At 62.3% G+C, this 22,824-nt stretch carries 20 protein-coding genes and 1 pseudogene; 15 read left to right on the forward strand and 6 right to left on the reverse strand.

The window, feature by feature from the left end:
- Window positions 1-224 precede the first annotated feature (224 nt).
- From ACFXS9_RS35495 to ACFXS9_RS35505, 3 genes are all read left to right on the forward strand, one after another.
- A complete protein-coding gene (locus tag ACFXS9_RS35495; RefSeq protein WP_392697442.1) occupies window positions 225-1,229 on the forward strand; it encodes a glycoside hydrolase family 3 N-terminal domain-containing protein in 1,005 nt (334 codons plus the stop codon).
- A 115-nt stretch (window positions 1,230-1,344) separates the two neighbouring features.
- The gene (locus ACFXS9_RS35500; protein ID WP_028348539.1) at window positions 1,345-1,551 is read left to right on the forward strand and encodes a hypothetical protein; all 207 of its coding nucleotides are present in this window, start codon (window positions 1,345-1,347) and stop codon (window positions 1,549-1,551) included.
- Between the two features lie 404 nt (window positions 1,552-1,955).
- The gene (locus ACFXS9_RS35505; RefSeq protein ID WP_392700180.1) at window positions 1,956-2,522 is read left to right on the forward strand and encodes a response regulator transcription factor; all 567 of its coding nucleotides are present in this window, start codon (window positions 1,956-1,958) and stop codon (window positions 2,520-2,522) included.
- Window positions 2,523-2,623: 101 nt separating this feature from the next.
- On the opposite strand, the gene ACFXS9_RS35510 is transcribed toward ACFXS9_RS35505, so the two are convergent.
- The 3 genes from ACFXS9_RS35510 to ACFXS9_RS35520 all read right to left on the reverse strand — a co-directional run bounded on the left by ACFXS9_RS35510 (window position 2,624) and on the right by ACFXS9_RS35520 (window position 4,382).
- Window positions 2,624-2,869: a hypothetical protein gene (locus tag ACFXS9_RS35510; protein WP_392697445.1), complete on the reverse strand. Its 246-nt coding sequence runs from the start codon at window positions 2,867-2,869 to the stop codon at window positions 2,624-2,626.
- 124 nt (window positions 2,870-2,993) lie between these two features.
- A complete protein-coding gene (locus ACFXS9_RS35515) occupies window positions 2,994-3,386 on the reverse strand; it encodes a response regulator (RefSeq protein WP_028348548.1) in 393 nt (130 codons plus the stop codon).
- Window positions 3,387-3,656: 270 nt separating this feature from the next.
- Window positions 3,657-4,382, reverse strand: a complete 726-nt coding sequence (locus ACFXS9_RS35520) for a Crp/Fnr family transcriptional regulator (protein ID WP_392697448.1) — start codon at window positions 4,380-4,382, stop codon at window positions 3,657-3,659.
- 539 nt (window positions 4,383-4,921) lie between these two features.
- Between ACFXS9_RS35520 and ACFXS9_RS35525 the strand changes: the two genes are divergently transcribed.
- The 8 genes from ACFXS9_RS35525 (at window position 4,922) to ACFXS9_RS35560 (ending at window position 13,281) form a co-directional block, all read left to right on the forward strand.
- Window positions 4,922-5,338 (forward strand): response regulator, encoded by a 417-nt coding sequence (locus ACFXS9_RS35525; RefSeq protein WP_392697451.1) that lies wholly within the window; start codon window positions 4,922-4,924, stop codon window positions 5,336-5,338.
- A gap of 225 nt (window positions 5,339-5,563) precedes the next feature.
- Window positions 5,564-7,171: a flagellin gene (locus ACFXS9_RS35530; protein ID WP_392697454.1), complete on the forward strand. Its 1,608-nt coding sequence runs from the start codon at window positions 5,564-5,566 to the stop codon at window positions 7,169-7,171.
- 243 nt (window positions 7,172-7,414) lie between these two features.
- A complete protein-coding gene (locus tag ACFXS9_RS35535) occupies window positions 7,415-10,135 on the forward strand; it encodes a chemotaxis protein CheW (protein WP_392697457.1) in 2,721 nt (906 codons plus the stop codon).
- A gap of 53 nt (window positions 10,136-10,188) precedes the next feature.
- The gene (locus ACFXS9_RS35540) at window positions 10,189-10,662 is read left to right on the forward strand and encodes a chemotaxis protein CheW (RefSeq protein WP_392697459.1); all 474 of its coding nucleotides are present in this window, start codon (window positions 10,189-10,191) and stop codon (window positions 10,660-10,662) included.
- Between the two features lie 26 nt (window positions 10,663-10,688).
- Entirely contained in the window at window positions 10,689-11,066 is a 378-nt protein-coding gene (locus tag ACFXS9_RS35545; protein ID WP_392697462.1) for a PleD family two-component system response regulator, read from the forward strand.
- Between the two features lie 41 nt (window positions 11,067-11,107).
- Window positions 11,108-11,980 (forward strand): CheR family methyltransferase, encoded by an 873-nt coding sequence (locus ACFXS9_RS35550; RefSeq protein WP_392697465.1) that lies wholly within the window; start codon window positions 11,108-11,110, stop codon window positions 11,978-11,980.
- A 3-nt stretch (window positions 11,981-11,983) separates the two neighbouring features.
- Window positions 11,984-12,307, forward strand: coding sequence for a PilZ domain-containing protein (locus ACFXS9_RS35555; protein WP_334365545.1), 324 nt, complete (start codon window positions 11,984-11,986; stop codon window positions 12,305-12,307).
- 332 nt (window positions 12,308-12,639) lie between these two features.
- Window positions 12,640-13,281, forward strand: a complete 642-nt coding sequence (locus ACFXS9_RS35560; protein ID WP_057841383.1) for a response regulator transcription factor — start codon at window positions 12,640-12,642, stop codon at window positions 13,279-13,281.
- A gap of 78 nt (window positions 13,282-13,359) precedes the next feature.
- Here the strand turns inward: ACFXS9_RS35560 and ACFXS9_RS35565 are convergent, their stop codons facing one another.
- The 3 genes from ACFXS9_RS35565 to ACFXS9_RS35575 form a co-directional block, all read right to left on the reverse strand.
- Window positions 13,360-16,851 carry a PAS domain S-box protein gene (locus ACFXS9_RS35565; protein ID WP_392697470.1) on the reverse strand — a complete coding sequence of 1,164 codons (3,492 nt, stop codon included), beginning with the start codon at window positions 16,849-16,851 and terminating at the stop codon, window positions 13,360-13,362.
- A gap of 57 nt (window positions 16,852-16,908) precedes the next feature.
- A complete protein-coding gene (locus tag ACFXS9_RS35570) occupies window positions 16,909-17,343 on the reverse strand; it encodes a response regulator (RefSeq protein ID WP_392700181.1) in 435 nt (144 codons plus the stop codon).
- A gap of 194 nt (window positions 17,344-17,537) precedes the next feature.
- Window positions 17,538-18,257, reverse strand: coding sequence for a GntR family transcriptional regulator (locus ACFXS9_RS35575; RefSeq protein WP_392697473.1), 720 nt, complete (start codon window positions 18,255-18,257; stop codon window positions 17,538-17,540).
- A gap of 147 nt (window positions 18,258-18,404) precedes the next feature.
- Between ACFXS9_RS35575 and ACFXS9_RS35580 the strand changes: the two genes are divergently transcribed.
- The 4 genes and pseudogenes from ACFXS9_RS35580 (at window position 18,405) to araD (ending at window position 22,750) form a co-directional block, all read left to right on the forward strand.
- Complete coding sequence (locus ACFXS9_RS35580) at window positions 18,405-19,373, forward strand: ABC transporter substrate-binding protein (RefSeq protein ID WP_392700183.1); 969 nt, start codon at window positions 18,405-18,407, stop codon at window positions 19,371-19,373.
- Between the two features lie 5 nt (window positions 19,374-19,378).
- Window positions 19,379-20,143 (forward strand): ABC transporter ATP-binding protein, encoded by a 765-nt coding sequence (locus ACFXS9_RS35585; protein ID WP_392697476.1) that lies wholly within the window; start codon window positions 19,379-19,381, stop codon window positions 20,141-20,143.
- 11 nt (window positions 20,144-20,154) lie between these two features.
- Window positions 20,155-21,018: an ABC transporter permease gene (locus ACFXS9_RS35590; RefSeq protein ID WP_028351561.1), complete on the forward strand. Its 864-nt coding sequence runs from the start codon at window positions 20,155-20,157 to the stop codon at window positions 21,016-21,018.
- Window positions 21,015-22,750 (forward strand): annotated as a pseudogene (gene araD / locus ACFXS9_RS35595) (L-arabinonate dehydratase). The gene ACFXS9_RS35590 and the pseudogene araD overlap by 4 nt, the downstream one beginning before the upstream one ends.
- Window positions 22,751-22,824: the final 74 nt, after the last annotated feature.

The following is a 22,824-nucleotide window of genomic DNA, read 5'->3' on the forward strand; positions in this document are numbered from 1 at the left end:
GTGTCTTGCGCCGCAGAAGCGTCCAAGCCGCGCCTGGCACAGCACCTCTCGTGAACAAAAGCCTAACCCATTCGCGCGCTGACAAATGTGCGACCCATCACATATCCAGCGCGCTGCTACTGGAACTGGCGTGGCGTCTGTCGTGAATGCATTTGGTGCAACTGCGGCCAAGATGGTCGACTTCAGGACGCAGTATTGGCAGGATTGCTCCTGGAGCTGCCAGCATGCCCATCGGCGAACTCTTCATTCTCGGCTTCTTCGGCAAGATCGTTCCCAATTGGCTGAAGGAATTTGCCGCCCGCTACGGTCTCGGCGGGGTGATCCTGTTCGATTATTCCTGCCGGACGCGAGAATACGACAACAACATTGAATCGCCTGAACAGGTGCAACGCCTTTGCGCGGAGATTTCCGCGCTGCCGTCGGGGCCGATGGTGTTCATCGACCAGGAAGGTGGATTGGTGCGGCGGCTGAAGGAAAGCCGCGGGTTTGCGCCGCTTCCCAGTGCGAGGGAATTCAATCGCCTCACACCGGATCAAAAGCGCGCGATCCTCACCGCGAGCTTTGCCGAGATGCGGCGGCTCGGCATCCGCTACGATTTCGCGCCGGTCATCGACGTCGACTACAATCCCGACAACCCCAATATCGGTAGGATCGAGCGTTCCTACTCCGCCGACATCGCCGAGGTGGAAGCCAATGCGTTGCTGGCAAACGAGGTGGCGCGGGCGCAGCGCATCGGCTTGTGCCTGAAACATTTTCCTGGCATCGGCGGCGCGGTGGTGGATTCGCATCAGGATTTCATGGATATCTCCAAAACCCTTCGCGGTGAGCAGGAAGAGCTATTCTATTCGCTTGCGCCAGCAATGTTCGGCGATGCGGTGCTGGTCAGCCACGCCATCGTCAGACAATGGGACGACCATTGCCCGATGACGCTGTCCGCGGCGGGGCTTGGCCGCTTGCGCAAGCGCCTTCCGGATACGCTGCTGATCACCGACGACATGCAGATGCAGGGATTGCAGAAGGCGTTGGGCACGCGGGAAGCCAGCCTGCAATCGCTCAATGCCGGCATGGACATGCTCTGCATCGGCAACAATTTGTTCGATCAGGAACAGCAGATGGCCCGGATTGCCGAATACATCGCAGACAGCCTGCGCGAGGGAACCTTGTCCGGTTCGGCGATCGAGAGATCGATCGCGCGTGTCGGCAAGCGAAAGGCGCTCCTGACGGCCTGACGGCCTGACGGCCTGACGCATGCCCCCAAAATTCGAAGCACACCAGGCGGACAATGTGTTGTTGCGTTGCCAGGCCGCTGAGACTACAAGCGCTTTTTCAGCGGAAAGACCGACGATGGCCCATAATTTCGCGATCAACGACGACGTCCATCACCAGCAGCAGGGGCCGCAGGGCCGCGCCGTGGCGAAGGAACGAAGCGTCTACACCATCGTTTCCTGCCTGCCGATCGAAGCCGACGGCCGCCCGCGCTATCGCATCAGGAGCAAATCCGAGAATGTCGAGCGCGTCGTGACCGAGGAGCAGATCTCCAGGCTCGGCTGACCTCAAGCCTACTGTGCCTTCTCGTGCGCTGCGGTGCCGATCGCCTTGCAATCGCAGGTCGATAGAACTGGGCGCGGTAGTCTTGGCCTCACTTTCCGGCCGAACGATCTCTCAGCCGAACGTCATCGAGAACCGGTTGAGATCTATTAACAAAGCAAATGCTCTCACCGTTAAAATACGGGATCGGTGCGCTACGGCATTTGTGCGCGGATCATGGGTTTTGGCTGGAATCATCTGATTTCGGATAATTTTAGCCCGATTTAGTCCAGCGGCGAGACGCCCTGGCGGATTTCTCCGTATTCTTACCGGTTAAGAAATTAACCATGAAAGAGGGTGGAACCGATAAGTTAGCTATATGTCGGGACAAGATCATCGCGCCGCTGATCTCGCACTTCACGAAGTGGATGGAAAACGTCGCACCTCTCGAAGAGAATCCTGAGATCGTCCAGCTATCCGCTGCGCGCTCGCGTGCCGCGGAAGAGGCGGGAGCGGCGATCGCCCGGCAGTTGAACGGACCGCTGACAGCGCTGCTGCTCTACATGAATGAGATCAAGCAGCACAGCCACCAGCTTTCGCAAGGATCCGGCAACCGGCTCTACCTGCAACAGGTGGTGGAGAACGCGCTTCAGCAAACCGAACGCGTCTGCGCGCTGGTGAAGCAGATGTCGGACAATCATCCGGTGTCCGACGCCGTTCGCAAGCAGGCGGGCGAGGGCCAGGCCGGCCGCTCCGTGGATGGCGCCCGCAGGCCGGGCCTGATGTTGGCCCCGGGGTCAGGCCAGAAGCCTCTGACCAGGCGCGAGCGCGAGGTGCTGAGCCTGATCAGCGAAGGTTGCTCGAACAAGCAAGGCGCCTTGCGGATGAATATCAGCCCAAGGACATTCGAGAGCCATCGCGCCGAGGCCATGCGCAAGCTTGGCGCCCGCAACACCGCGGATCTGGTTCGCAAGGCGCTGCTGCAGCCCGCCTGATCCATCCCGAAGCGATGCTTGCGATGCGCGGCTGAGCGGCGCGGTTTTGCGCTGCCGGAATCGGGGGCTTGCGATTCTGCGCGATCGGGCCGTTCTGCCGTTCAGCAAACGTCCTCCATCAAGGAGCGACTGCGCGCCGCGGGCCGCGACGAGCGCGTCGGCTTGGGCTCTTCCGGGATGATCGTGATGGTCCACGCCGCCGGAACGCTCGACTTGTTTTGCACGATCGATCGAACGTGGCCAGTGACCGCCGATCCGGCCGAGCGCACGGTTGCAGTCCTGCCATTGAACTGGGCGATACGGAAACGCCGCACTTCTTTCTGATCGCTCGTTTCAAACGTGAACATGAGGGCACTCCCTTGGTCCACGCAACTATCCTCAGTCAACGTTATCCGGAGGTGAAAATCTCAAACCGTAGAAGTACGGCCAACTGCGCGTCTCGCGGTGCGCAGCGCGCTTTCCAGGATGATGTCAGCCGGCTGCGTCGGGAAACACCGCTTCCATCTTGGTCTTCAGCGTTGCGGCGTTGAACGGCTTGACGATGTAATTGTTGACGCCGGCCTTCTTCGCGGCGATCACGTTTTCGGTCTTGGATTCAGCAGTGATCATGATGAAGGGCGTCTTGGAGAACTCCGGGCTGGCGCGGACTTCCCTGAGCAGGTCGTAGCCGGTCATCGGCTCCATGTTCCAGTCGGAGATCACGAGGCCGTATCGCTTGGTCTGCATCTTGGCGAGCGCCGCCGATCCATCGCTGGCCTCGTCGACATTCTCGAATCCGAGCTGCTTGAGAAGGTTGCGGATGATGCGGATCATGGTGCTGTAGTCATCGACCACCAGGATCGGCATCGACAGATCAAAAGCCATGTTCGTACTCCGCGCAAACAATATGCCGCCAAACACAGGTGAATGCGCGTTGCACGCGAAAGAGTCTCGAACCCGCACCCGTCAGCACCGTGACAACTATCAGGGCTCGTTGAACAGCGCGTTAATCCCGTGCGCGGGCTGAAACGCTGCAGAAGCCGCGATTGGCCGTAGTAATACGGTGAGGCAGGGGGGCGTCGCAATCTTCGCGCGCAACGGCAATGCGATGCGTATCGCAGATCGGCTGCGGCCGTGGTCGACCGCAGGAAGCGACTACGCGGCCGCGCTGTGGATGCGCGGATGCAGCAGCCTCGTGTACTGCGCCTTGACCGTCGTGTAGCATTCGCAGGACGTCTTGATCAGGCCGTCCACGTTGGTGATTTCGATATGCCCCCGGCTGTAGTGGATGAAGTCCGCCTGCTGCAGCGTATGGGCCACCAGGGAAACGCTGTTGCGCCGTGCGCCGATCATCTGGGCCATCGCTTCCTGGGTCAGGACCAGCTTGTCGCTGCCGGAGAGGTCGCGTGTATGCAACAGGCATCGCGCCAGCCGGGATTCCACCGTATGCGAGGCATTGCAGCCGGCGGTCTGCTGGATTTGCGCATAGACGGCGAGGCCGTGCCGCGTCAGTGCGGTACGCAATGTCGCGCTCTGGTCGGCGGCAGCACGAAGCTGGTCGAGATCGATCGTCGAGGCCGCGCCCGGCACCAGCACCACGGCGGTGTTCAACGCCACGGCGTCGCCGAGGGCTGCAAATGCACCGAAGATGCTGTCGCGGCCGATCATCGCGATCTGGACGTGCTCGCCGCGGGCGAGCTTCACGACCAGCGAGATGACGCCCTTGTGCGGAAGATACGCACGCTTGAGCGTTTCGTCGACTTCGACCAGCACCATTTCCTGGCTGAGATCGGCGGCGCGCAGATGCGGGCGGATCAATTCGAAATCGTCCGCGGTCAGCGAGGACAAAAATCCATTCGGAGAGCGAGGGGCTGAATCCAAAGCAGTCTCCTGCCTTACGGCCAAGCCGGTCTCTGGCGTCTGCTGCGTACAGTCCGAACTGCAGGATGATCCTTGCACATTATATTGGCAAGAAAAACTGGCGAACGAGGTTGATGGCACCGGCGCATCGGCTCGGCCAGGTGGGCCTTGACCGCTCCGACGCTTCGCGATGCAAGCACGGCGATGCGAACTCGCCGCCGGTAACCTTGCGAACATCTTCGAAGCAGCGACCGCGCGACTTGCCCCTGGCGGGCGAGCTACAATTCCCAATCCGGATCAGCCCAGGTTGTGGAACCAATCTTATACACTGTAGAGGGCAGACAGGGCGGCCTGTTTTCGGCGGAAAATGCGATAGCGCACTGATTCGCCAGACAAAACGGCTGCACGATCAGCCGAGGGGTTCCTTTTGTGGAACTTCATGGCCGTGTTGACGGAGCGCGTCCGACGCTGCGAGGAGGTGGGTCATACGTGGTCCCCACTGCGATTGCGACTGAGGAATGGTTGGATTGAACGTTCGCTATCCGCTTCGGGGGACTGACATGACACGCGTTCTCATCGTCGATGACGATCCCATGGTCTGCACGGCCATCGAGATCTATCTCGAACGTCACGGCTTTGAGGTGACCATAGCCGATGGCGGCGAAGCCGGGCTCCGTGCGCTGGAAGATTCCGGCTTCGACCTGATGCTCGTCGATATCTTCATGCCGCACATGCGCGGCTTCGAATCGATCAGGATTTTTCACGAGCGCGCGCCGACGATCCCGCTCGTTGCGATGTCCGGATACGCCTTTGCCAATCTCGATTCGCCGGCGCCGGACTTCCTGCGCATGGCGCTCGAGCTCGGTGCCACGCGCTGCCTGCGCAAGCCGTTCACGCCTGGCGCGCTCCTGGCAGTCGTCAACGAATGTCTTGCCGAAGCCCGCTCCCGCTTCAGCGGCATCGTCCAGTCGAACTAGCGGCCGGCGAATTTCTCAGCCCAGCAATCGCCAGAATTTTTGCAAGCCGCGGTCACGGCCACTTAACCGTGCTTTTACGGTTTGCTGCTTAGCTCAGCTTTAACCATTGGCAGTTCAGTGTCCGATTGCAGCAAATCAGAGCCGTCAAGTTGAGGCATTGTTAAATCTCGCTCTGTATTGCTGGCAGGGCCAAAGAAATGGCTTCGAAACCAGAAGGAAATAGACATGTCAGGCATTGTCCTCTCCGCGTCGGTTCGCCAGAACCTCCTCTCCCTCCAGTCGACCGCTGAACTGCTCTCAACGACGCAGAACCGTCTCGCCACCGGCAAGAAGGTCAACACGGCCCTCGACAATCCGACCAACTTTTTCACTGCCGCCTCGCTCGACAACCGCGCCAGCGACATCAACAACCTGCTCGATGGCGTCAGCAATGGCGTTCAGGTTTTGCAGGCCGCCAACACCGGCATCTCTTCGTTGCAGAAGCTGGTCGACAGTGCGAAGTCTGTTGCCAATCAGGCGTTGCAGGCCGCGGTGGGTTACTCTGCAAAGTCCAGCGTCACGACTACCGCGATCACGGGCGCAACCGCATCGGATCTTCGCGGTACCGTTTCGGCCTTCACCAACACCACCGCGACCGCCGGCGCGCAGCTGTATTCGGCTGCTGCGACCAACGCGACCGGCGCGACGCTGCTGTCGGCGCTGACCGACAACGGCGGTGCTGCCCAGGCGATCGCCGCCGGTGACACGGTCACCATCAACGGCGCGACCATCACCTTCGCCGCCGGTGCTGGCGGATTGGCCGGTGCAGGTGCCGCCTGGACGCTGGGCGTCGATACCAGCCTGACCAACTTCGTTGCCGCGCTCGACCAGTTGCAGGGCAACACCACCAACGCCTCGACGGTGACCGGCGGTGTGATCCAGCTCAACACCGGCCTTGCCAACAACCTTGCCGTGACCGGCTCGGCGGGCGTCCTGACCGCCCTCGGCCTCGGCGCGGCTGCCGCCAACACCGCGACCCGCGGCGGCGGCACCAGCGCGCTTAACGGCTTGACCCTGACCATCGGCGCGACCGGCAACGGGACTGCCACCAACATTACCTTCGGTGACGGCACCGGCGGCACGGTGAAATCGCTGAACGATCTGAACTCCAAGCTCAGCGCCAACAACCTCCAGGCGTCGATCGACACGACTGGAAGGATCACCATCACGACGACCAATGAAGCGGCTTCCTCGACAATCGGAACCATCGGCGGTACGGCGGCTGGCGGTGGCGCGCCGTTTAACGGCCTGGCGGGCGCTGCTCCAGTCCTGGATCCCGAGGCGCAGCTCATTCGCGCTAACCTGGTGTCGCAGTACAACAACATCCTGGACCAGATCACCTCTACGGCTCAGGATGCTTCGTATAATGGCATCAACTTGCTCAATGGCGATCAGCTCAAGCTGACCTTCAACGAAACCGGCAAGTCGACCTTGACGATCCAGGGAGTGTCGTTCGGCTATACCGGGCTCGGCCTGTCCAAGCTGACCGCTGGCACGGACTTTCTGGATAACGCCTCGGCGAACTCGGCGATCACGAGCCTCGGCAAGGCTTCGTCCGCTCTCCGTACGCAGGCTTCGGCTCTCGGTTCGAACCTGTCGATCGTGCAGATCCGTCAGGACTTCTCGAAGAACCTGATCAACGTGCTGCAGACCGGCTCGTCGAACCTGACGCTGGCCGACACCAACGAGGAAGCGGCGAACAGCCAGGCGCTGTCGACCCGCCAGTCGATCGCGGTGTCCGCGCTGGCGCTGGCCAACCAGAGCCAGCAGAGCGTGCTGCAGTTGCTCCGCTAATAAGCGCCAAATACAAGATCAAAACGGCGGGGATCTCCCCGCCGTTTTTTTATGAGCGTTCAATATTTGTCATCCCGCACGAGATGCGCGTCGTCGATCGTCTCTCGATCCCGCAGTCGCGTCACCGCTCACGAAATTATTCACCATATCCGTATTAGCACGGACGGTGAAATTAACGCAGCCGTGAAAACCCAAGGGTTATTTCTAGAGAAGGCCAGTATCTGATTTAGAGGGCGTGCTCTTATGGATGATCTGTTGCGGGAGTTCCTGACGGAGACCAGCGAGAGCCTGGATACGGTCGACAATCAGTTGGTGCGGTTCGAACAGGACCCGAGCGACGCGAAGATCCTGGATAACATCTTCCGCCTGGTCCACACCATCAAGGGCACCTGCGGCTTTCTCGGCCTGCCGCGGCTGGAAGCACTGGCCCATGCCGGCGAAACCCTGATGGGCAAATTCCGCGACGGCATGCCGGTCAAGGCCGAAGCCGTGACGCTGATCCTGTCGAGCATTGACCGCATCAAGGAAATCCTCGCCGGCCTGGAAGCCACCGAGACCGAGCCCGAGGGCACCGACGAAGACCTGATCGAGAAGCTGCATGCGATGGCCGAAGGCGGCAGCCATGCGGCGGAAGCGCCGCCTGAGCCTGCGCCCGCGCCCGTCGTGGCGGCGCCGCCGGTCGCGCCCGCGATGACCAAGGGCACGCTGGTCGAGCAGGTGCTGGAACGCCCGTTGCGTCCGGGCGAAGTCTCGCTCGACGACCTCGAGCGCGCCTTCCGCGAGACCGCGACCGAAGCCGCGCCGGCACCCGTCGCCAAGGCTGCGCCGGCGCCTGAGGCTAAGGAAGCCAAGGAAACGGCCAAGGCAAAGCCGGCCCGCAAGCCGGTTGCCATGGATGCCGACGGCGAGGTCGCCGACAAGATCGCCAACCAGTCGATCCGCGTCAACGTCGACACGTTAGAACATCTGATGACCATGGTCTCCGAGCTGGTGCTGACCCGCAACCAGCTCCTGGAAATCTCCCGCCGCAACGAGGACACCGAGTTCAAGGTGCCGCTGCAGCGGCTCTCCAACGTCACCGCCGAGCTGCAGGAAGGCGTCATGAAGACGCGGATGCAGCCGATCGGCAATGCCTGGCAGAAGCTGCCGCGCATCGTGCGCGACCTCTCGGGCGAACTCGGCAAGCAGATCGAACTGGAGATGCACGGCGCCGACACCGAGCTCGACCGCCAGGTGCTCGATCTGATCAAGGATCCGTTGACGCACATGGTGCGCAACTCCGCCGACCACGGCCTGGAGACCCCGGCCGAGCGGCTCGCGGCCGGCAAGGGCGAGCAGGGCACCATTCGGCTGTCCGCCTATCACGAGGGCGGCCACATCATCATCTGCATTGCGGACAACGGCCGCGGGCTGAACACCGAGCGGATCAAGGCCAAAGCGCTGCAGAACGGCCTCGTCACCGAGGCTGAACTGGAGAAGATGACCGAAGCCCAGATCCACAAGTTCATCTTTGCGCCGGGCTTCTCCACCGCCGCGCAGGTCACCTCGGTCTCCGGCCGCGGCGTCGGCATGGACGTGGTGCGCACCAATATCGACCAGATCGGCGGCACCATCGACATCAAGAGCGTGGCCGGCGAAGGTTCTTCCGTCACCATCAAGATCCCGCTGACCTTGGCGATCGTCTCGGCCCTGATCGTGGAAGCCGCCGGCGACCGCTTTGCGATCCCGCAATTATCGGTGGTCGAGCTGGTGCGCGCCCGCGCCAACTCCGAACACCGCATCGAGCGCATCAAGGACACCGCGGTCTTGCGGCTGCGCAACAAGCTGTTGCCGCTGATGCACCTGAAGAAGCTGCTGAAGATCGACGACGGTTCCTCCAGCGACCCCGAGAACGGCTTCATCGTGGTCACCCAGGTCGGCAGCCAGACCTTTGGCATCGTGGTCGACGGCGTGTTCCACACCGAAGAAATCGTGGTCAAGCCGATGTCGACCAAGCTGCGGCACATCGACATGTTCTCCGGCAACACCATTTTGGGCGATGGCGCCGTGATCATGATCATCGACCCCAACGGCATTGCGAAAGCGCTCGGCGCCTCCGGCTCCTCGGCCCATGAGATGGCCGACGAAGCCGCCGCGGCGCATGGCTTCGGCAGCGAGCAGCTCACCTCGCTGCTCGTGTTCCGCGCCGGCTCCGCGCAGCCCAAGGCGGTGCCGCTCGGCCTCGTCACCCGGCTGGAAGAGATCGCCACCGACAAGATCGAGCTCTCCAACGGCCGCTACATGGTGCAGTACCGCGACCAGCTCATGCCGCTGGTGCAGATGGCCGGCGTCACGGTCCAGACATCCGGCGCGCAGCCGATCCTGGTGTTCGCCGACGACGGCCGCTCGATGGGGCTCGTGGTCGACGAGATCATCGACATCGTCGAGGAGCGGCTGCACATCGAGGTCGCCGGCCAGCAGGACGGCATTCTGGGTTCCGCCGTGATCAAGGGCCAGGCCACCGAGGTGATCGACGTCGGCCACTTCCTGCCGATGGCGTTTGCCGACTGGTTCTCGCGCAAGGAGATGCGGGCCTCCTCGACCGCGCAATCGGTGCTCTTGGTCGATGACAGCGCCTTCTTCCGCAACATGCTGGCGCCGGTCCTGAAAGCCGCCGGCTACAAGGTGCGGGTCGCCGTCAACGCGCAGGAGGGGCTCTCGGCGCTGCGCTCGGGCCAGAGCTTCGACGTGGTGCTAACCGACATCGAGATGCCCGACATGAACGGCTTCGAATTCGCCGAGACGATCCGGGCCGACAACAATCTGGGCACGCTGCCGATCATCGCGCTGTCCTCGCTGGTGTCGCCGGCGGCGATCGAGCGCGGCCGGCAGGCCGGCTTCCACGACTACGTCGCCAAGTTCGACCGCCCCGGCCTGATCGCGGCGCTGAAGGAACAGACCGCCGAGACCCGGCGCGCGGCATGAACAAGTTCAGCCCGGCCTAAGCAAGCTTGGCCGGGGCATAAGGAAGTTAGACCATGACAACCAAGACCGAGACCATCGAGGGCACCGTGGCCGAATACGTCACCGCCGTGATCGGCGGGCAATTGTTCGGCCTGCCGATCTCGCGGGTGCAGGACGTGTTCATGCCGGAACGGCTGACGCGGGTGCCGCTGTCCTCCGCTGAGATCGCCGGCGTGCTCAACCTGCGCGGCCGCATCGTCACCGTGGTCGACATGCGCGCCCGGCTCGGCTTGCCGAAGAACGATGACGGCAAGCCGCCGATGGCGGTCGGCGTCGACCTCAGAGGCGAGTCCTACGGCCTCCTGATCGACCAGATCGGCGAGGTGCTGCGGCTGCCCGACAATGGCCGCGAGGAAAACCCCGTCAACCTCGACCCCCGCTTCGCCAAGCTCGCCGGCGGCGTGCACCGCCTCGACGGCCAGCTCATGGTCGTCCTCGACGTCGATCGCGTTCTCGAAATCATACCGAAAGCAACCCTCGCAGCGTAGGCCGCTCGTCAACCAAGGAGGCCGAGATGAAAACCTGTCTTGTCGTCGATGACTCCAGCGTCGTGCGAAAGATCGCGCGCCGCATCCTGGAAGAGCTGGACTTCCAAATTACTGAAGCCGAGGACGGCGAGCAGGCGCTTGAGGCCTGCAAGAGTGCCATGCCCACGGCAGTTCTGCTCGACTGGAACATGCCGGTCATGGACGGCTACGAATTCCTCGGCCATCTGCGTCGCCTGCCCGGCGGCGACTCGCCCAAGGTGGTGTTCTGCACCACCGAGAACGGCATGGATCATATTTCTCGCGCGCTGCATGCCGGCGCCAATGAATACATCATGAAGCCGTTCGACAAGGACATCGTCGCGGCAAAATTCCAGGAAGTCGGCCTGGTCGCGCTCCCGGAATAGAGCCCGATCTGAATCCTATCGCTTGTCCTTGAGAGGCTCCCGTGACCCCGACAGATTATGAGTATCTGCGTAAGCTCCTGAAGGATCATTCCGGTCTCGACCTGTCCGCAGACAAGCAATACCTGATCGAAAGCCGCCTGCTTCCGCTGTCGCGCAAATGCGGCGTGTCGGGCATCGGCGAACTCGTGCAGAAAATGAAGGGCGGATCGTCATCGATCATCGCCCAGGTGGTCGAGGCCATGACCACCAACGAGACCTTCTTCTTCCGCGACAAGGTGCCGTTCGAGCACTTCCGCGATACGATCATGCCGGAGATGCTGAAGGCGCGCGCCGGCCGCAAGAGCATCAGGATATGGTGTGCCGCCGGCTCGACCGGCCAGGAGCCGTATTCGCTTGCCATGTCGCTGAAGGAAATGGGCGCGGCGCTAGCCGGCTGGCGGATCGAGATCATCGCGACCGACCTGTCGCAGGAAGTGCTCGAAAAATCGAAGTCGGGCGTCTACAGCCAGTTCGAGGTCCAGCGCGGCCTTCCGATTCAGCTTCTCGTCAAATATTTCAAGCAGAACGGCGAACTGTGGCAGATCAGTCCGGAGCTGCGCGGCATGGTGCAGCATCGCCAGCTCAATCTGCTGCACGATTTCTCGCAGCTCGGCACCTTCGACGTCATCTTTTGCCGCAACGTACTGATCTATTTCGATCAGGAGACCAAGATCAATATCTTTGGCCGTCTCGCCAAGGCAATGGAAGGCGATGGCTTCCTGGTGCTGGGAGCGGCGGAAACGGTCGTCGGCCTGACTGATGTCTTCAAGCCGTTCCCGGACAAGCGCGGCCTCTATCGGCCGAACGGTGCGCGTGCCGCATCTCCGCAGGGCGCAGCGGCAATGCCAAGAATCGCGGCAATGGCGGGACGGTGAGCGATGACAGAGGACGGCAAAGGCACGGAGCGGGTTACATTCAGCCGCGGCTATGATGTCTGTATCATGGCGATCGACGGGACTTGGCGCAGGGACTGCCAGCTCAACGCGATCTCGGACACCGACGCCGAACTGACTGTGGAAGGCTCCATTCAAGGCCTCAATCTCAAGGAGTTCTTCCTGCTGCTGTCGTCGACCGGCCTCGCCTATCGCCGGTGCGAGCTCGTTCGTGTCAACGGCACGGAAATGGACATCCGCTTCCTGAGAGGCAAGCACAGCAAGAAAAAGTCAGGCGCGTCGTCAAAATCCGAAGAGGCGATGAGCTGAAGCGGATGGCGCTGCCACGTCGTCAAGCGCGATGACGTTGATGGAACTCTCGGGAGCGCCGGGCGAAACTTCCCTGGCAATCATTTGTTCAATCAGTCGCAGGCTGTTCCGGACGTGTTCGACCAAGTTGATGAGGTCTGAAACCACGTGGGGCGCGCCTATGCGACGCTGTCGCCTGCTGCGTTTTGCATACGAGCGCTCCTTAGTTATTTTATTTGGTGTGCGTTGCTACTTGTGCGTTAAGCCGTGGTCCCGTACAAATACGGTCCGGTATGAAGTGAATACCGTTATCCGAGTGTGCGTCACATTCAACCACGCATGGACGATGGAACATGGCTGAAAAAGCCCCCTCCCGCGGGGAGATTTTCGTAGTCGATGACGACCCTGCCGTTCGCGACACGCTTTCGATGGTGCTGTCGGCAGCAGGCTATCAGGTTATTTGTTTCGCCGACGGCGCCGCGCTGCTGGCGATTGCACGAACACGGACGCCAGCCTGCATCCTGCTCGACGTGCATATCCCCGGTAAGTCCGGCCTCGATATTCTGAAAGAGCTTCATGGTGAGGATTACCCTGCACCGATCTTCATGGTCTCGGGGCAGGGCGATATCGCCATGGCGGTCAGCGCCATCAAGAACGGCGCGCTGGACTTCATCGAAAAGCCGTTTCGCGGCAGCGAAATCGTGGCAAGGCTCGATGAGGCGATCGAGGCCTATGCTCGCCGGCAGGCGCAAAGTACGTCGTCGCGCATCGCGGCCCTGCATTTTCCGGGACGGGAACCGCTCACGCGACGCGAACGCGAGGTGCTGGAGCAGTTCACCGCCGGCGCTTCCAACAAGGAAGCGGGGCGGCATCTCGGGATCAGTCCGCGCACGATTGAGGATCACCGCGCCAATATCATGAAGAAACTCGGCGCGCGGAATGCCGCCGACCTGGTTCGCATCGTGATGACCACCCAGCGACAGGGCCAGATCTGATCCATGGTCTGATCAAGGCATATCGCATCGCAGGCAGGCCAGATCCCCTTGCGCTGGATGCAGGTGCCGCCGTTGCGATCAATCGGCGAGCGCTTTGCGGATCATGATCGCCATATCCGATTTCCGATAGGGCTTGGCGAGCAGCAATACGCCTTCGTCGAGTCGCCCGTGATGAATGATGGCATTCTCGGTATAGCCCGAGGTGAACAGTACCCTTAGTCCGGGCCTGGCCTTCGCTATCTCGTCGGCGAGCTGGCGGCCGTTCATGCCGGGCATGATCACGTCGGTGAACAGCAGATCAAACGGACGGCCGGTATGGACCAACGCGAGGGCTTCAGTGGCGTTCGCCGCATCCAGCGTGACGTAACCGAGTGAATGCAGTTGCGCCAGCACATAGTTGCGCACCAGCTTGTCGTCCTCCACCACCAGAATTGTTTCATGGCCGCCCTCGACAGCCGGCGCCAGCGTAGCCTCGGCCGCCGGCAATGCGCCCGTGGCCGGCGGCAGATACATCTTGATCGTCGTGCCGTGACCTTCTTCGCTGTAGATCATGATGTGGCCGGCCGATTGTTTGATGAAGCCGTATACCATGCTCAGCCCGAGGCCGGTGCCTTTGCCGGGTCCCTTCGAGGTGAAGAACGGATTGAATACCTTGTCGAGCATCGCAGCCGGAATGCCGGTTCCGGTATCGCTCACCCCAATCATGGCGTAGCGACCGGGCCGGACGTCGCTGTGCATCCTCGCATAATTGTCGTCGAGCATGACGAAGCCGGTTTCGATGATGAGTTTGCCGCCATCGGGCATCGCGTCGCGGGCGTTTAGGGCCAGGTTGAGGATCGCGGTGGCGAGTTGATTGGGATCGACGATCGCAGCGCATGTTTCGTCTTCGAACACTGATTCGATCTCGACATGCTCGCCGAGCGTCCGCTGCAGCAGTTTCGCGGTGTCGATGATCAGCGTGTTGACGTCGGTTACCTTCGGCTCCAGCGGCTGCTTGCGCGCGAAGGCGAGCAGGTGCTGCGTGAGGTCGGCGCCGCGTGAGACCGCCTCATCGATGGCGGCAAGCTGTGGTTCGCCCTTGACGGCGTCGGCCAGAATTTCGATCGTTCCCGTGATCACCGTCAGGATATTGTTGAAATCGTGCGCGATGCCGCCGGTGAGCTGTCCCATCGCCTCCATCTTCTCGGCCTGCCGGATCCTGTCCTCGGCCGCGATCCTGTCGGTGAGGTCGCGCATGAAGCCGTTGAACACGAATCCGTTGCGCCGCCGAAGCGCGGTAATGCTGAGCTCGACCTTGATTTCCATTCCATCTTGCCGCATCGCCTCGATTTCGAAGCGGCGGTCGAGGATGGCGGCCTCGCCGGTGCGCAGAAACCGCTCCAGGCCGGCCTTGTGCGCGGCGCGATGGGCGTCGGGAATGATCAGCTCGCTCAGCTTGGTGCCGATCGCCTCCGCGCGCGACCAGCCGAATATCTTCTCCGCCTGCGAGTTCCAGTCGGTGACGATGCCCTGATCGTCCATCTGCACGAAGGCATCGAGCGCGGTGTCGATGATGCCGCGCGCGAGCTGCTCGCTTTCGCGCAACGTCTCTTGCGCCAACCGGCCCTCGGTCATGTCACGGCCGACGAAGAAGAAGCGCTTGACCGGCTCGGACCATGTCCCGAGCCATGACAACCACACCTCTCGTCCATCCCTGTGAATGCAGCGGGTGTCGGACATCTTCGGGCGCAGCCCGCGCCGTGCTGCACGCATTTCCTGACGCGAGGTCTCGAGGTGGTCGGGGTGGATAAAATCCTCGCCGCTGCGCCCGATCATTTCTTCCGGCCGATAACCCAATATGGCCTCGCAGCTCGGGCTGATCTGAACCAGGAATCCCCGGGAATCCATCACCATGATCAGATCCTGCGAGGTCTCGAAGATGCGGCGAAGCTCTTCGGTCTGTTGCCGCAGCACCTGCCTGGTCTTGTTTGTTTCGGTGATGTCGCGTGCCACCTTCGAAATGCCGATGGTCGCGCCCGAGGGAGCCTTGATCGGGGAGACGCTGAGCGAGACTTCGATCCGGCTGCCATCTTTTTTCAGGCGGACGGTTTCATGTTGCTCGATGCGTTCGCCCGAGCGGATCCGGCGTAACGTGTCATGCACCTCGGGCAGCCGGTCCATCGGAACGACAAGGGTAATGCTCTTGCCCACAGTTTCCGCAGCCGTGTACCCGTACAGCCGCTCCGCGGCCGAATTCCAGCCGGTGATCGTGCCATTGAGCGACGTCGTGACGATGGCGTCACTGGAGGATTCGACCGCTGCGCTGAACAGCCGTTCCCGTTCCGCGTGATGATCGCGCGCAGCTACGGTGCGGCGATGCTCCTCGACCTCCTGTTGGAGCGCCGCGGTTTTTGCATTGATCTCCTCGATCGCGTACGCAAACGCCCGCGCGAGCACGCCGGTCTCGCCGCGCGCATCGACCGGGATGGCTGCCTTCCCTTTGGCCACGCCCTGAACGGCTTCTGTGAGGCGGACAATCGGCCGGGCCAGCGACCTCGCGATCAGCAGCGCCAGCACTGCTGCGCACAACACCGCGATCGCCCCGACCAGAAGCGAGGTATTTCGGATGCTCGCAGCCGGCGCCATGATCACGGCGTTCGGGGTAGTCTCGATGATCCCAACCCATTCGGAACCGGCCAGGACGGCGGGAGCAAACGCGATCCCGTTGGACCGCCCAGCCTGGTCCGCAATGATTTCGGCGCTGCCTTGCTTTGCCCCGGCCTGCGACGCCAGATGCGGGAAGTCAGCTTTCCAGTCGTTGGGTTTGCCGAGCAACAAGCCGAATTCGCGCGACCGGTCGGGGTGAATGAGATAGTCGCCCTGCCGGTTGACGACGTAGATCGTCTCGCCCGGCCACGCCGATGCTCTGATACGGTCGAACGCGCGCCGCATGTCGACATTGATCATGAAAATGCCGAACGGCTTGCCGTCGGTCGTGAAGATCGGCGTCGCGACGCGGACCGTCGGCCGGTGCACCTCTTCGATCAGGCCGTTGAAGCGGCCGAGATCGAGCGGCGAGACGTAGAGCTGTTTGGGACCCAGCCGGATCGTTTCCTGGAAATAGCCGCGATCGCCTCGCTTCTGCAGGCTCGCTTCAGGGACGATCCGAACCGTGCCGTTTGGTCCATTGCGGTCGACGCGGACCAGCTCGCGGCCGTCGTCGTCGAGGCCGATAATCCGAAACATCGCGTATGTCGGCTTGGCTTCAAGTTCCGCAGCGAAACGTGACGCTATCCGGTCGCGCCAGATCTTTTCGGAGACGCCATCGACCGGATCGATGCCGCCCGCCTGGCGGGCACGGACCAGCCCGTGCAGCGCCACCGCCGAGCGAAAGCCCGCAACATCTCCGGTCGCGCTCGCCGCATAATACTCCAGATCGGTCGCAAGCTGCCGCGAATGCGTCTCGATGCGATCGCGGGCGCGCTGCAGGAGCGCCTGTTCCAGGTTGTGATAGCTCAGCCATCCGACCGCGGTAACCGCGAGCGCGACCAACGCAATCATCGCGATGGCTAGCCTGGTTGTGAGCGTCATGTCGGTGTTCGCTTGCCCTCCCGCTCCAATCCAGCAATCCACCGGACGAATCGGATGCTATGGCGCATTACGGGGAGGACGCAACACCGCGGGCCGTGGCGGCGAGCCACGTTCGACGGCTTCCAGGCAGCCCGTGACGGCAGCCAGAAGGTCGGCCGGCCGGAACGGCTTCTGCAGACTGGAAATCGCTCCGAGCTTGGTCGCCATGGTCAGGAAGTCGGGCGCGTCCGCTTCGGGCGAGATCGGCCGGCCGGAGATGACAATGATCGGCATGTGCGGCCGCTGCTGGCGAACCATCCGCATGGTTTCAAATCCGTCCATTCCAGGCATAAAAATGTCGAGGAACAGCACATCGAAATCGCCGCTCTGGCACAATGCGAGACCGTGCCGCCCGTCACCGGCGGTGACCACGCTATGCCCGGCGCGCTCCAGCAGCAGACGGACGGTCATCTGGACCGCCACATCGTCATCCACGACGAGAATCTTTGCCAAATTAAAAGGTTCTCCGGGCCCCGCTGGAATCAAGTCACGGCAGGTTGCGAGTTTTGCCGAATCCTCGTAGTGCCGCAACTGCTCCCCGGCAGGAACGTTCCGGTTGGGCGGTCAAAAAGCCGGTACAAAATGCCGGCATGGCAGGCAGATCCGGAACCCCGCGCCTGCGAGCGTGATTCCTGATGTCGAGGCAGTCAGTTGCTGAGATATTCCGGATAGCGCGAGCGAATTTGGTCGAGTTCGCTCAGTGTTCCCGACAAATGGGTACGCAGGTGCTTCTGCGCCTCTGTGGGTTGGCCGGCCTCGATCGCTTTCGCAATCAGCTTGTGATGCCGCAGGATATCCTGCGCTTTGCCCGGGGAGGGCAGATGCAGCCGGCGCAGCCGGTCGATATGTCCGCTGCGGCTGCGCACCAGCGACCAGATGTCCTGCTTGTCGGTGGCGGCGTAGAGCTGGGCATGGAACTCGTTGTCGGCGGCCATGAATTTTTCGAAGTCGCCGGCTTTCGCGAATTGCTGTTGGCGGATGATGGTCGCATGGAGCTCGGCCGCGAAGGCTTCGTCATGACGCATTGCCAGCATGCGGACAATTTCGAGCTCGACCGCCTGCCGCAGGAAATGCGCCTGCTGCGCTAGCCGCACGTCGACCCGGCTGACCACCGTGGCATATTGCGGGAACACGTCGACCAGCCCTTCCTCCTCGAGGCGCATCAGCGCATCGCGGATCGGTGTCGAACTCACCCCGAACTGTCCGGCCAGCGCAGCGCGCGATAGCGGCGATCCTGGCGGCAACTCCAGCGAAATGATCATGCCGCGCAGGCGCTCGAACACTTGCGGCGCGGCCTGACGATCGCGATCGAGCCGATCGGCGGAGCGCGGCACGGTCCGGCGGGAAACGATCTGGGATGCAGCCATCGAACGAATCGGCCTCAGAAGGCGCTTGCTTCAAATGCACTAATACATTAGTGCATTTCCATCGAAGCGTCAATGAAACGCCGGAGGAGATGCACAATGAAAAACAGAACGTGGAGCGCCTGCGCGGGCGCCGTCGCGGCACTTGCCATGGTGCTGCCGGGCTCTCAGGCCGCAGCCCAGCAGAAGACGGAGATTTCGCTGTCGCGGCAGCCGGGTATCTTCTACATGCCCTCGCACATCATGGAAAAACACAAGCTGATCGAGAAGCACGCAGCTTCCCTCGACGTGCCCAGCGTCACCACCAAGTGGATCAACTTAAGCGGCGGCGGCGCGCAGACCGACGCGCTGTTGGCGGGCAGCGTCGATATCCTCAACACCGGGACCGGCAATCTCTTGTTGCTGTGGGATCGCACCCGCGGCGGCGTCAAGGGCATCGTCGCTACCTCGGCGCAGCCGATGACGCTGATCAGCCGCGATCCGAATATCAAGTCGATCAAGGATTTCGGCCCGAACGACAAGATCGCCGTGCCGACGGTGAAGGTCTCGACGCAGGCGATCGTGCTGCAGATCGCGGCAAGCGAGATCTTCGGCGCTGACCAGTGGTCGAAGCTCGATGCCAGCACGGTCCAGCTCGGCCATCCCGACGCCTATGTGGCGATGACCAATGCCCAGCACGAGGTCCGCAACCATTTTGCGATCCCGCCGTTCACCTTCCTCGAACTGAAGAACATCCCCGGCGCACATGTGGTGCTGTCGTCGCCGGACGTGATGGGCGGGCCGCTCAGCCAGGCGCAGTTCTTCACCACGACCAAATTCGCCGACGCTAATCCGAAGATCGTGCAGGCCGTGCGCGACGCCACCAAGGAAGCGCAGGATTTGATCCGCGGCGACACCAGGGCCGCGGTTGAGATCTACAAGGAAGTCACCGGCGACAAAACCAGCGTCGAGGACCTGCTGGCCTGGCTGAAGGAGCCCGGCATGATGGAATGGAACCTGCAGCCGCAGGGTACCATGAAGTTCGCCACCCATCTGCACAAGGTCGGTACGCTGAAGACCATGCCCAAGGCATGGACCGATTATTACCTGCCGGTCGCGCATGACCTGAAGGGCAATTGATCGACATGGCCGCGCTTCTCGACGTCAGTGACGTAACGCTGCGCTACAAGACTTCGAGCGCGGTCGTGACCGCGACCGAGCGGGTCAGCTTCGCGGTCGATCGTTCCGATCGCTTCGTGCTGCTCGGCCCCTCCGGTTGCGGCAAGTCGACCCTATTGAAGGCGGTCGGCGGCTATATGAAACCGAGCGAAGGCAAGATGCGGATCTCGGGCCGGGAAATATCCGAGCCCGGAGCCGACCGCATGATGATCTTCCAGGAGTTCGACCAGCTTCTGCCGTGGAAAACGGTGCTGGAGAACGTGATGTTTCCGCTGCTGATGACGCGGAAACTGCCGCGCAAGGAAGCAGAGATGCGGGCGCGGGCCTATATCGAAAAAGTCAGCCTCACCCGCGTCGTCGACGCCTATCCGCACACGCTGTCCGGCGGCATGAAGCAACGCGTCGCGATCGCGCGCGGCATGGCCATGGAGCCGGATATTCTTTTGATGGACGAGCCGTTCGCTGCCCTCGATGCGCTGACGCGGCGCACCTGTCAGGACGAATTGCTGCAGCTTTGGGCGGAGACCAAATTCACCGTCCTGTTCGTCACCCATTCGATCGCGGAGGCGATCAAGATCGGCAACCGTATCCTGCTGCTGTCGCCGCATCCCGGCCGGGTCAAGGCCGAGGTGATCGACGTCGACAAGGTTTCCGGCGAGGACGGCAGCGCGGCACGGCTGGAAAAGCAGATCCACGATCTCCTGTTCGCCGACGCTGTCACGGCACACTAAAGGAGCGCGCGATGGGTGAGGCCAGAATTCTGTTGCGCGATGCCGCCGAACTGACGGCGGCGGTGCCGGCCGAGGTCGAGCGCAAGCTGACGGTGCTGGAGCTGCTGTGGAACGACGGCTTTGTGCGCAAGGCCGTGATCATCATCTTCCTCGCCGCGGCCTGGGAGACCTACGGCACCATCCTGAACAATCCGCTGCTGTTCCCGACCTTCCACGACACTATCGTCACCATGTTCGACAAGGTGCGCGACGGCACCATTCCCTTGCGCGCCTGGGCGTCGCTGAAGGTGCTGTTCATGGGCTATGCCGCCGGCATTGCTCTTGCCGCCATCTTCACGATTCTCGCGATCTCGACCCGGATCGGCACGGATTTCCTCGAAACCATCACGGCGATGTTCAATCCCTTGCCGGCTATCGCGCTGCTGCCGCTGGCGCTGATCTGGTTTGGTCTCGGCAATGGCAGCCTCGTGTTCGTGCTGATCCATTCGGTGCTGTGGCCGGTCGCGCTCAACACCCATTCCGGCTTCAAGAGCGTCTCGAACACGCTGCGCATGGTCGGCCGCAATTACGGCCTGCGCGGATTGCCCTACGTGTTCCGCATCCTGATCCCCGCGGCATTCGCCTCGATCCTGACGGGCCTGAAGATCGGCTGGGCGTTTGCCTGGCGCACGCTGATCGCCGCCGAACTGGTGTTCGGCGTGTCGTCGGGGCAGGGCGGCCTCGGCTGGTTCATCTTCGAGAACCGTAACTTGCTGGATATCCCCGCCGTGTTCGCTGGCCTGTTGACCGTGATCGTCATTGGCCTGATCGTGGAGAACCTGATCTTCCGCACGATCGAGCGCAACACCGTCCAGAAATGGGGGACGCAGTCATGAGCATCAAGAAGAACCCCGCTGATCTCCGCAGCGCGCGCTGGTTCGCGCCTGATGATCTCCGCGCCTTCGGCCACCGCTCGCGCGCCATGCAGATGGGCTACGCGCCGGAGGAATGGAAGGGCCGGCCTGTCATCGCGATTCTCAACACCTGGTCGGATGCGCAGCCCTGTCACATGCATTTCAAGAGCCGCGTCGACGACGTCAAGCGCGGCATCCTGATGGCGGGCGGCTTTCCGATGGAACTGCCGGCGCTGTCGCTGTCGGAATCGTTCCTGAAGCCGACCACCATGCTCTACCGCAACATGCTAGCGATGGATGCCGAGGAATTGCTGCGCGGCCATCCCGTCGACGGCGTGGTGCTGATGGGCGGCTGCGACAAGACCACGCCCGGCCTCCTGCTCGGTGCCACCAGCATGAACCTGCCGACAGTCTATCTGCCGGCCGGGCCGATGCTGCGCGGCAACTGGAAGGGCAAGACGCTGGGTTCGGGCTCGGATGCCTGGAAATACTGGGACGAGCGCCGTGCCGGAAAAATCTCCGACAAGGACTGGGTCGACGTCGAGGCCGGCATCGCCCGCAGCTACGGCACCTGCATGACCATGGGCACGGCATCGACCATGACGGCGATTGCGGAATCGATCGGAATGACACTGCCGGGCGCGTCCTCGATTCCGCCGCCGATGCCGGCCACATCCGCATGGCCTCCGAATGCGGCCGCCGCATCGTCGAGATGGTGTGGGAGGACCTGACGCCGGACAACATTCAGACCCGAAAAGCCTTCGAGAACGCGATTACGGTCGCGATGGCGATGGGCTGCTCGACCAATGCGATCATCCATCTGATCGCGCAGGCGCGCCGTGCCGGCCAGGACATCGGGCTCGACGATTTCGAGAAGGCCAGCCGCAAGGTGCCTGTGATCGCCAATGTGCGTCCGAGCGGCGACAAATATCTGATGGAGGATTTCTTCTACGCCGGCGGCCTGCCGGGCCTGATGAGCCGCATCAAGGATCATCTGCATCTCGACGCCATGACGGTCACCGGCCAGACGCTCGGCGACAACATCGCCCGCGCCGAGGTCTATAATGACGACGTTATCCGAACAGTCGAGAATCCCATCTACAAGGAAGGTGCGCTTGCGGTGCTCAAGGGCAATCTCGCGCCTGATGGCTGCGTGATCAAGCCGAGCGCCTGTGAGCCGCGCTTCCTCAAGCACACCGGGCCCGCTTTGGTATTCGACGATTATCCTTCGCTGAAGAAGGCGATCGACGATCCCAATCTCGACGTCACGGCGGATCACGTGCTGATCCTGCGCAATGCCGGGCCGCAAGGAGGGCCGGGCATGCCGGAATGGGGCATGCTGCCGATCCCGACCAAGCTGGTGAAGCAGGGCGTGCGCGACATGGTGCGGCTGTCGGATGCGCGCATGAGCGGCACCAGCTATGGCGCCTGCATCCTGCACGTCTCGCCGGAATCCTACATCGGCGGGCCGCTGGCGCTGGTGCGAACCGGCGACAAGATCACGCTCGACGTCAACGCGCGAACGATCAATCTCGACGTGCCGGAGGCGGAGCTCGCAATGCGCCGCGCCGAGTGGAAGGCGCCGGAGCCGCGTTACGAGCGCGGCTATGGCTGGATGTTCACCCGCCACATCAAGCAGGCCAATGAGGGCTGCGACTTCGATTTTCTGGAGACCGGATTTGGGGCGCCGGTCGAGGAGCCGCCGATCTACTGACTGTCGTTCCGGGGCGCGCGCAGCGTGAACTACGATGCGCAATTGCGCATCTGAGAACCTCGAGATTCCGGGTT

It is taken from the genome of Bradyrhizobium sp. RDI18, from assembly GCF_043203335.1.
GTDB lineage: Bacteria > Pseudomonadota > Alphaproteobacteria > Rhizobiales > Xanthobacteraceae > Bradyrhizobium > Bradyrhizobium retamae.

Bases quoted from the DNA above. Each gene is read 5' to 3' on its own strand.
- ACFXS9_RS35495 (WP_392697442.1), top strand. From the start codon at position 225: ATGCCCATCGGCGAACTCTTCATTCTCGGCTTCTTCGGCAAGATCGTT.
- ACFXS9_RS35500 (WP_028348539.1), top strand. From the start codon at position 1,345: ATGGCCCATAATTTCGCGATCAACGACGACGTCCATCACCAGCAGCAG.
- ACFXS9_RS35505 (WP_392700180.1), top strand. From the start codon at position 1,956: ATGGAAAACGTCGCACCTCTCGAAGAGAATCCTGAGATCGTCCAGCTA.
- ACFXS9_RS35510 (WP_392697445.1), bottom strand. From the start codon at position 2,869: ATGTTCACGTTTGAAACGAGCGATCAGAAAGAAGTGCGGCGTTTCCGT.
- ACFXS9_RS35515 (WP_028348548.1), bottom strand. From the start codon at position 3,386: ATGGCTTTTGATCTGTCGATGCCGATCCTGGTGGTCGATGACTACAGC.
- ACFXS9_RS35525 (WP_392697451.1), top strand. From the start codon at position 4,922: ATGACACGCGTTCTCATCGTCGATGACGATCCCATGGTCTGCACGGCC.
- ACFXS9_RS35530 (WP_392697454.1), top strand. From the start codon at position 5,564: ATGTCAGGCATTGTCCTCTCCGCGTCGGTTCGCCAGAACCTCCTCTCC.
- ACFXS9_RS35535 (WP_392697457.1), top strand. From the start codon at position 7,415: ATGGATGATCTGTTGCGGGAGTTCCTGACGGAGACCAGCGAGAGCCTG.
- ACFXS9_RS35540 (WP_392697459.1), top strand. From the start codon at position 10,189: ATGACAACCAAGACCGAGACCATCGAGGGCACCGTGGCCGAATACGTC.
- ACFXS9_RS35545 (WP_392697462.1), top strand. From the start codon at position 10,689: ATGAAAACCTGTCTTGTCGTCGATGACTCCAGCGTCGTGCGAAAGATC.
- ACFXS9_RS35555 (WP_334365545.1), top strand. From the start codon at position 11,984: ATGACAGAGGACGGCAAAGGCACGGAGCGGGTTACATTCAGCCGCGGC.
- ACFXS9_RS35560 (WP_057841383.1), top strand. From the start codon at position 12,640: ATGGCTGAAAAAGCCCCCTCCCGCGGGGAGATTTTCGTAGTCGATGAC.
- ACFXS9_RS35565 (WP_392697470.1), bottom strand. From the start codon at position 16,851: ATGACGCTCACAACCAGGCTAGCCATCGCGATGATTGCGTTGGTCGCG.
- ACFXS9_RS35575 (WP_392697473.1), bottom strand. From the start codon at position 18,257: ATGGCTGCATCCCAGATCGTTTCCCGCCGGACCGTGCCGCGCTCCGCC.
- ACFXS9_RS35580 (WP_392700183.1), top strand. From the start codon at position 18,405: ATGGTGCTGCCGGGCTCTCAGGCCGCAGCCCAGCAGAAGACGGAGATT.
- ACFXS9_RS35585 (WP_392697476.1), top strand. From the start codon at position 19,379: ATGGCCGCGCTTCTCGACGTCAGTGACGTAACGCTGCGCTACAAGACT.
- ACFXS9_RS35590 (WP_028351561.1), top strand. From the start codon at position 20,155: ATGGGTGAGGCCAGAATTCTGTTGCGCGATGCCGCCGAACTGACGGCG.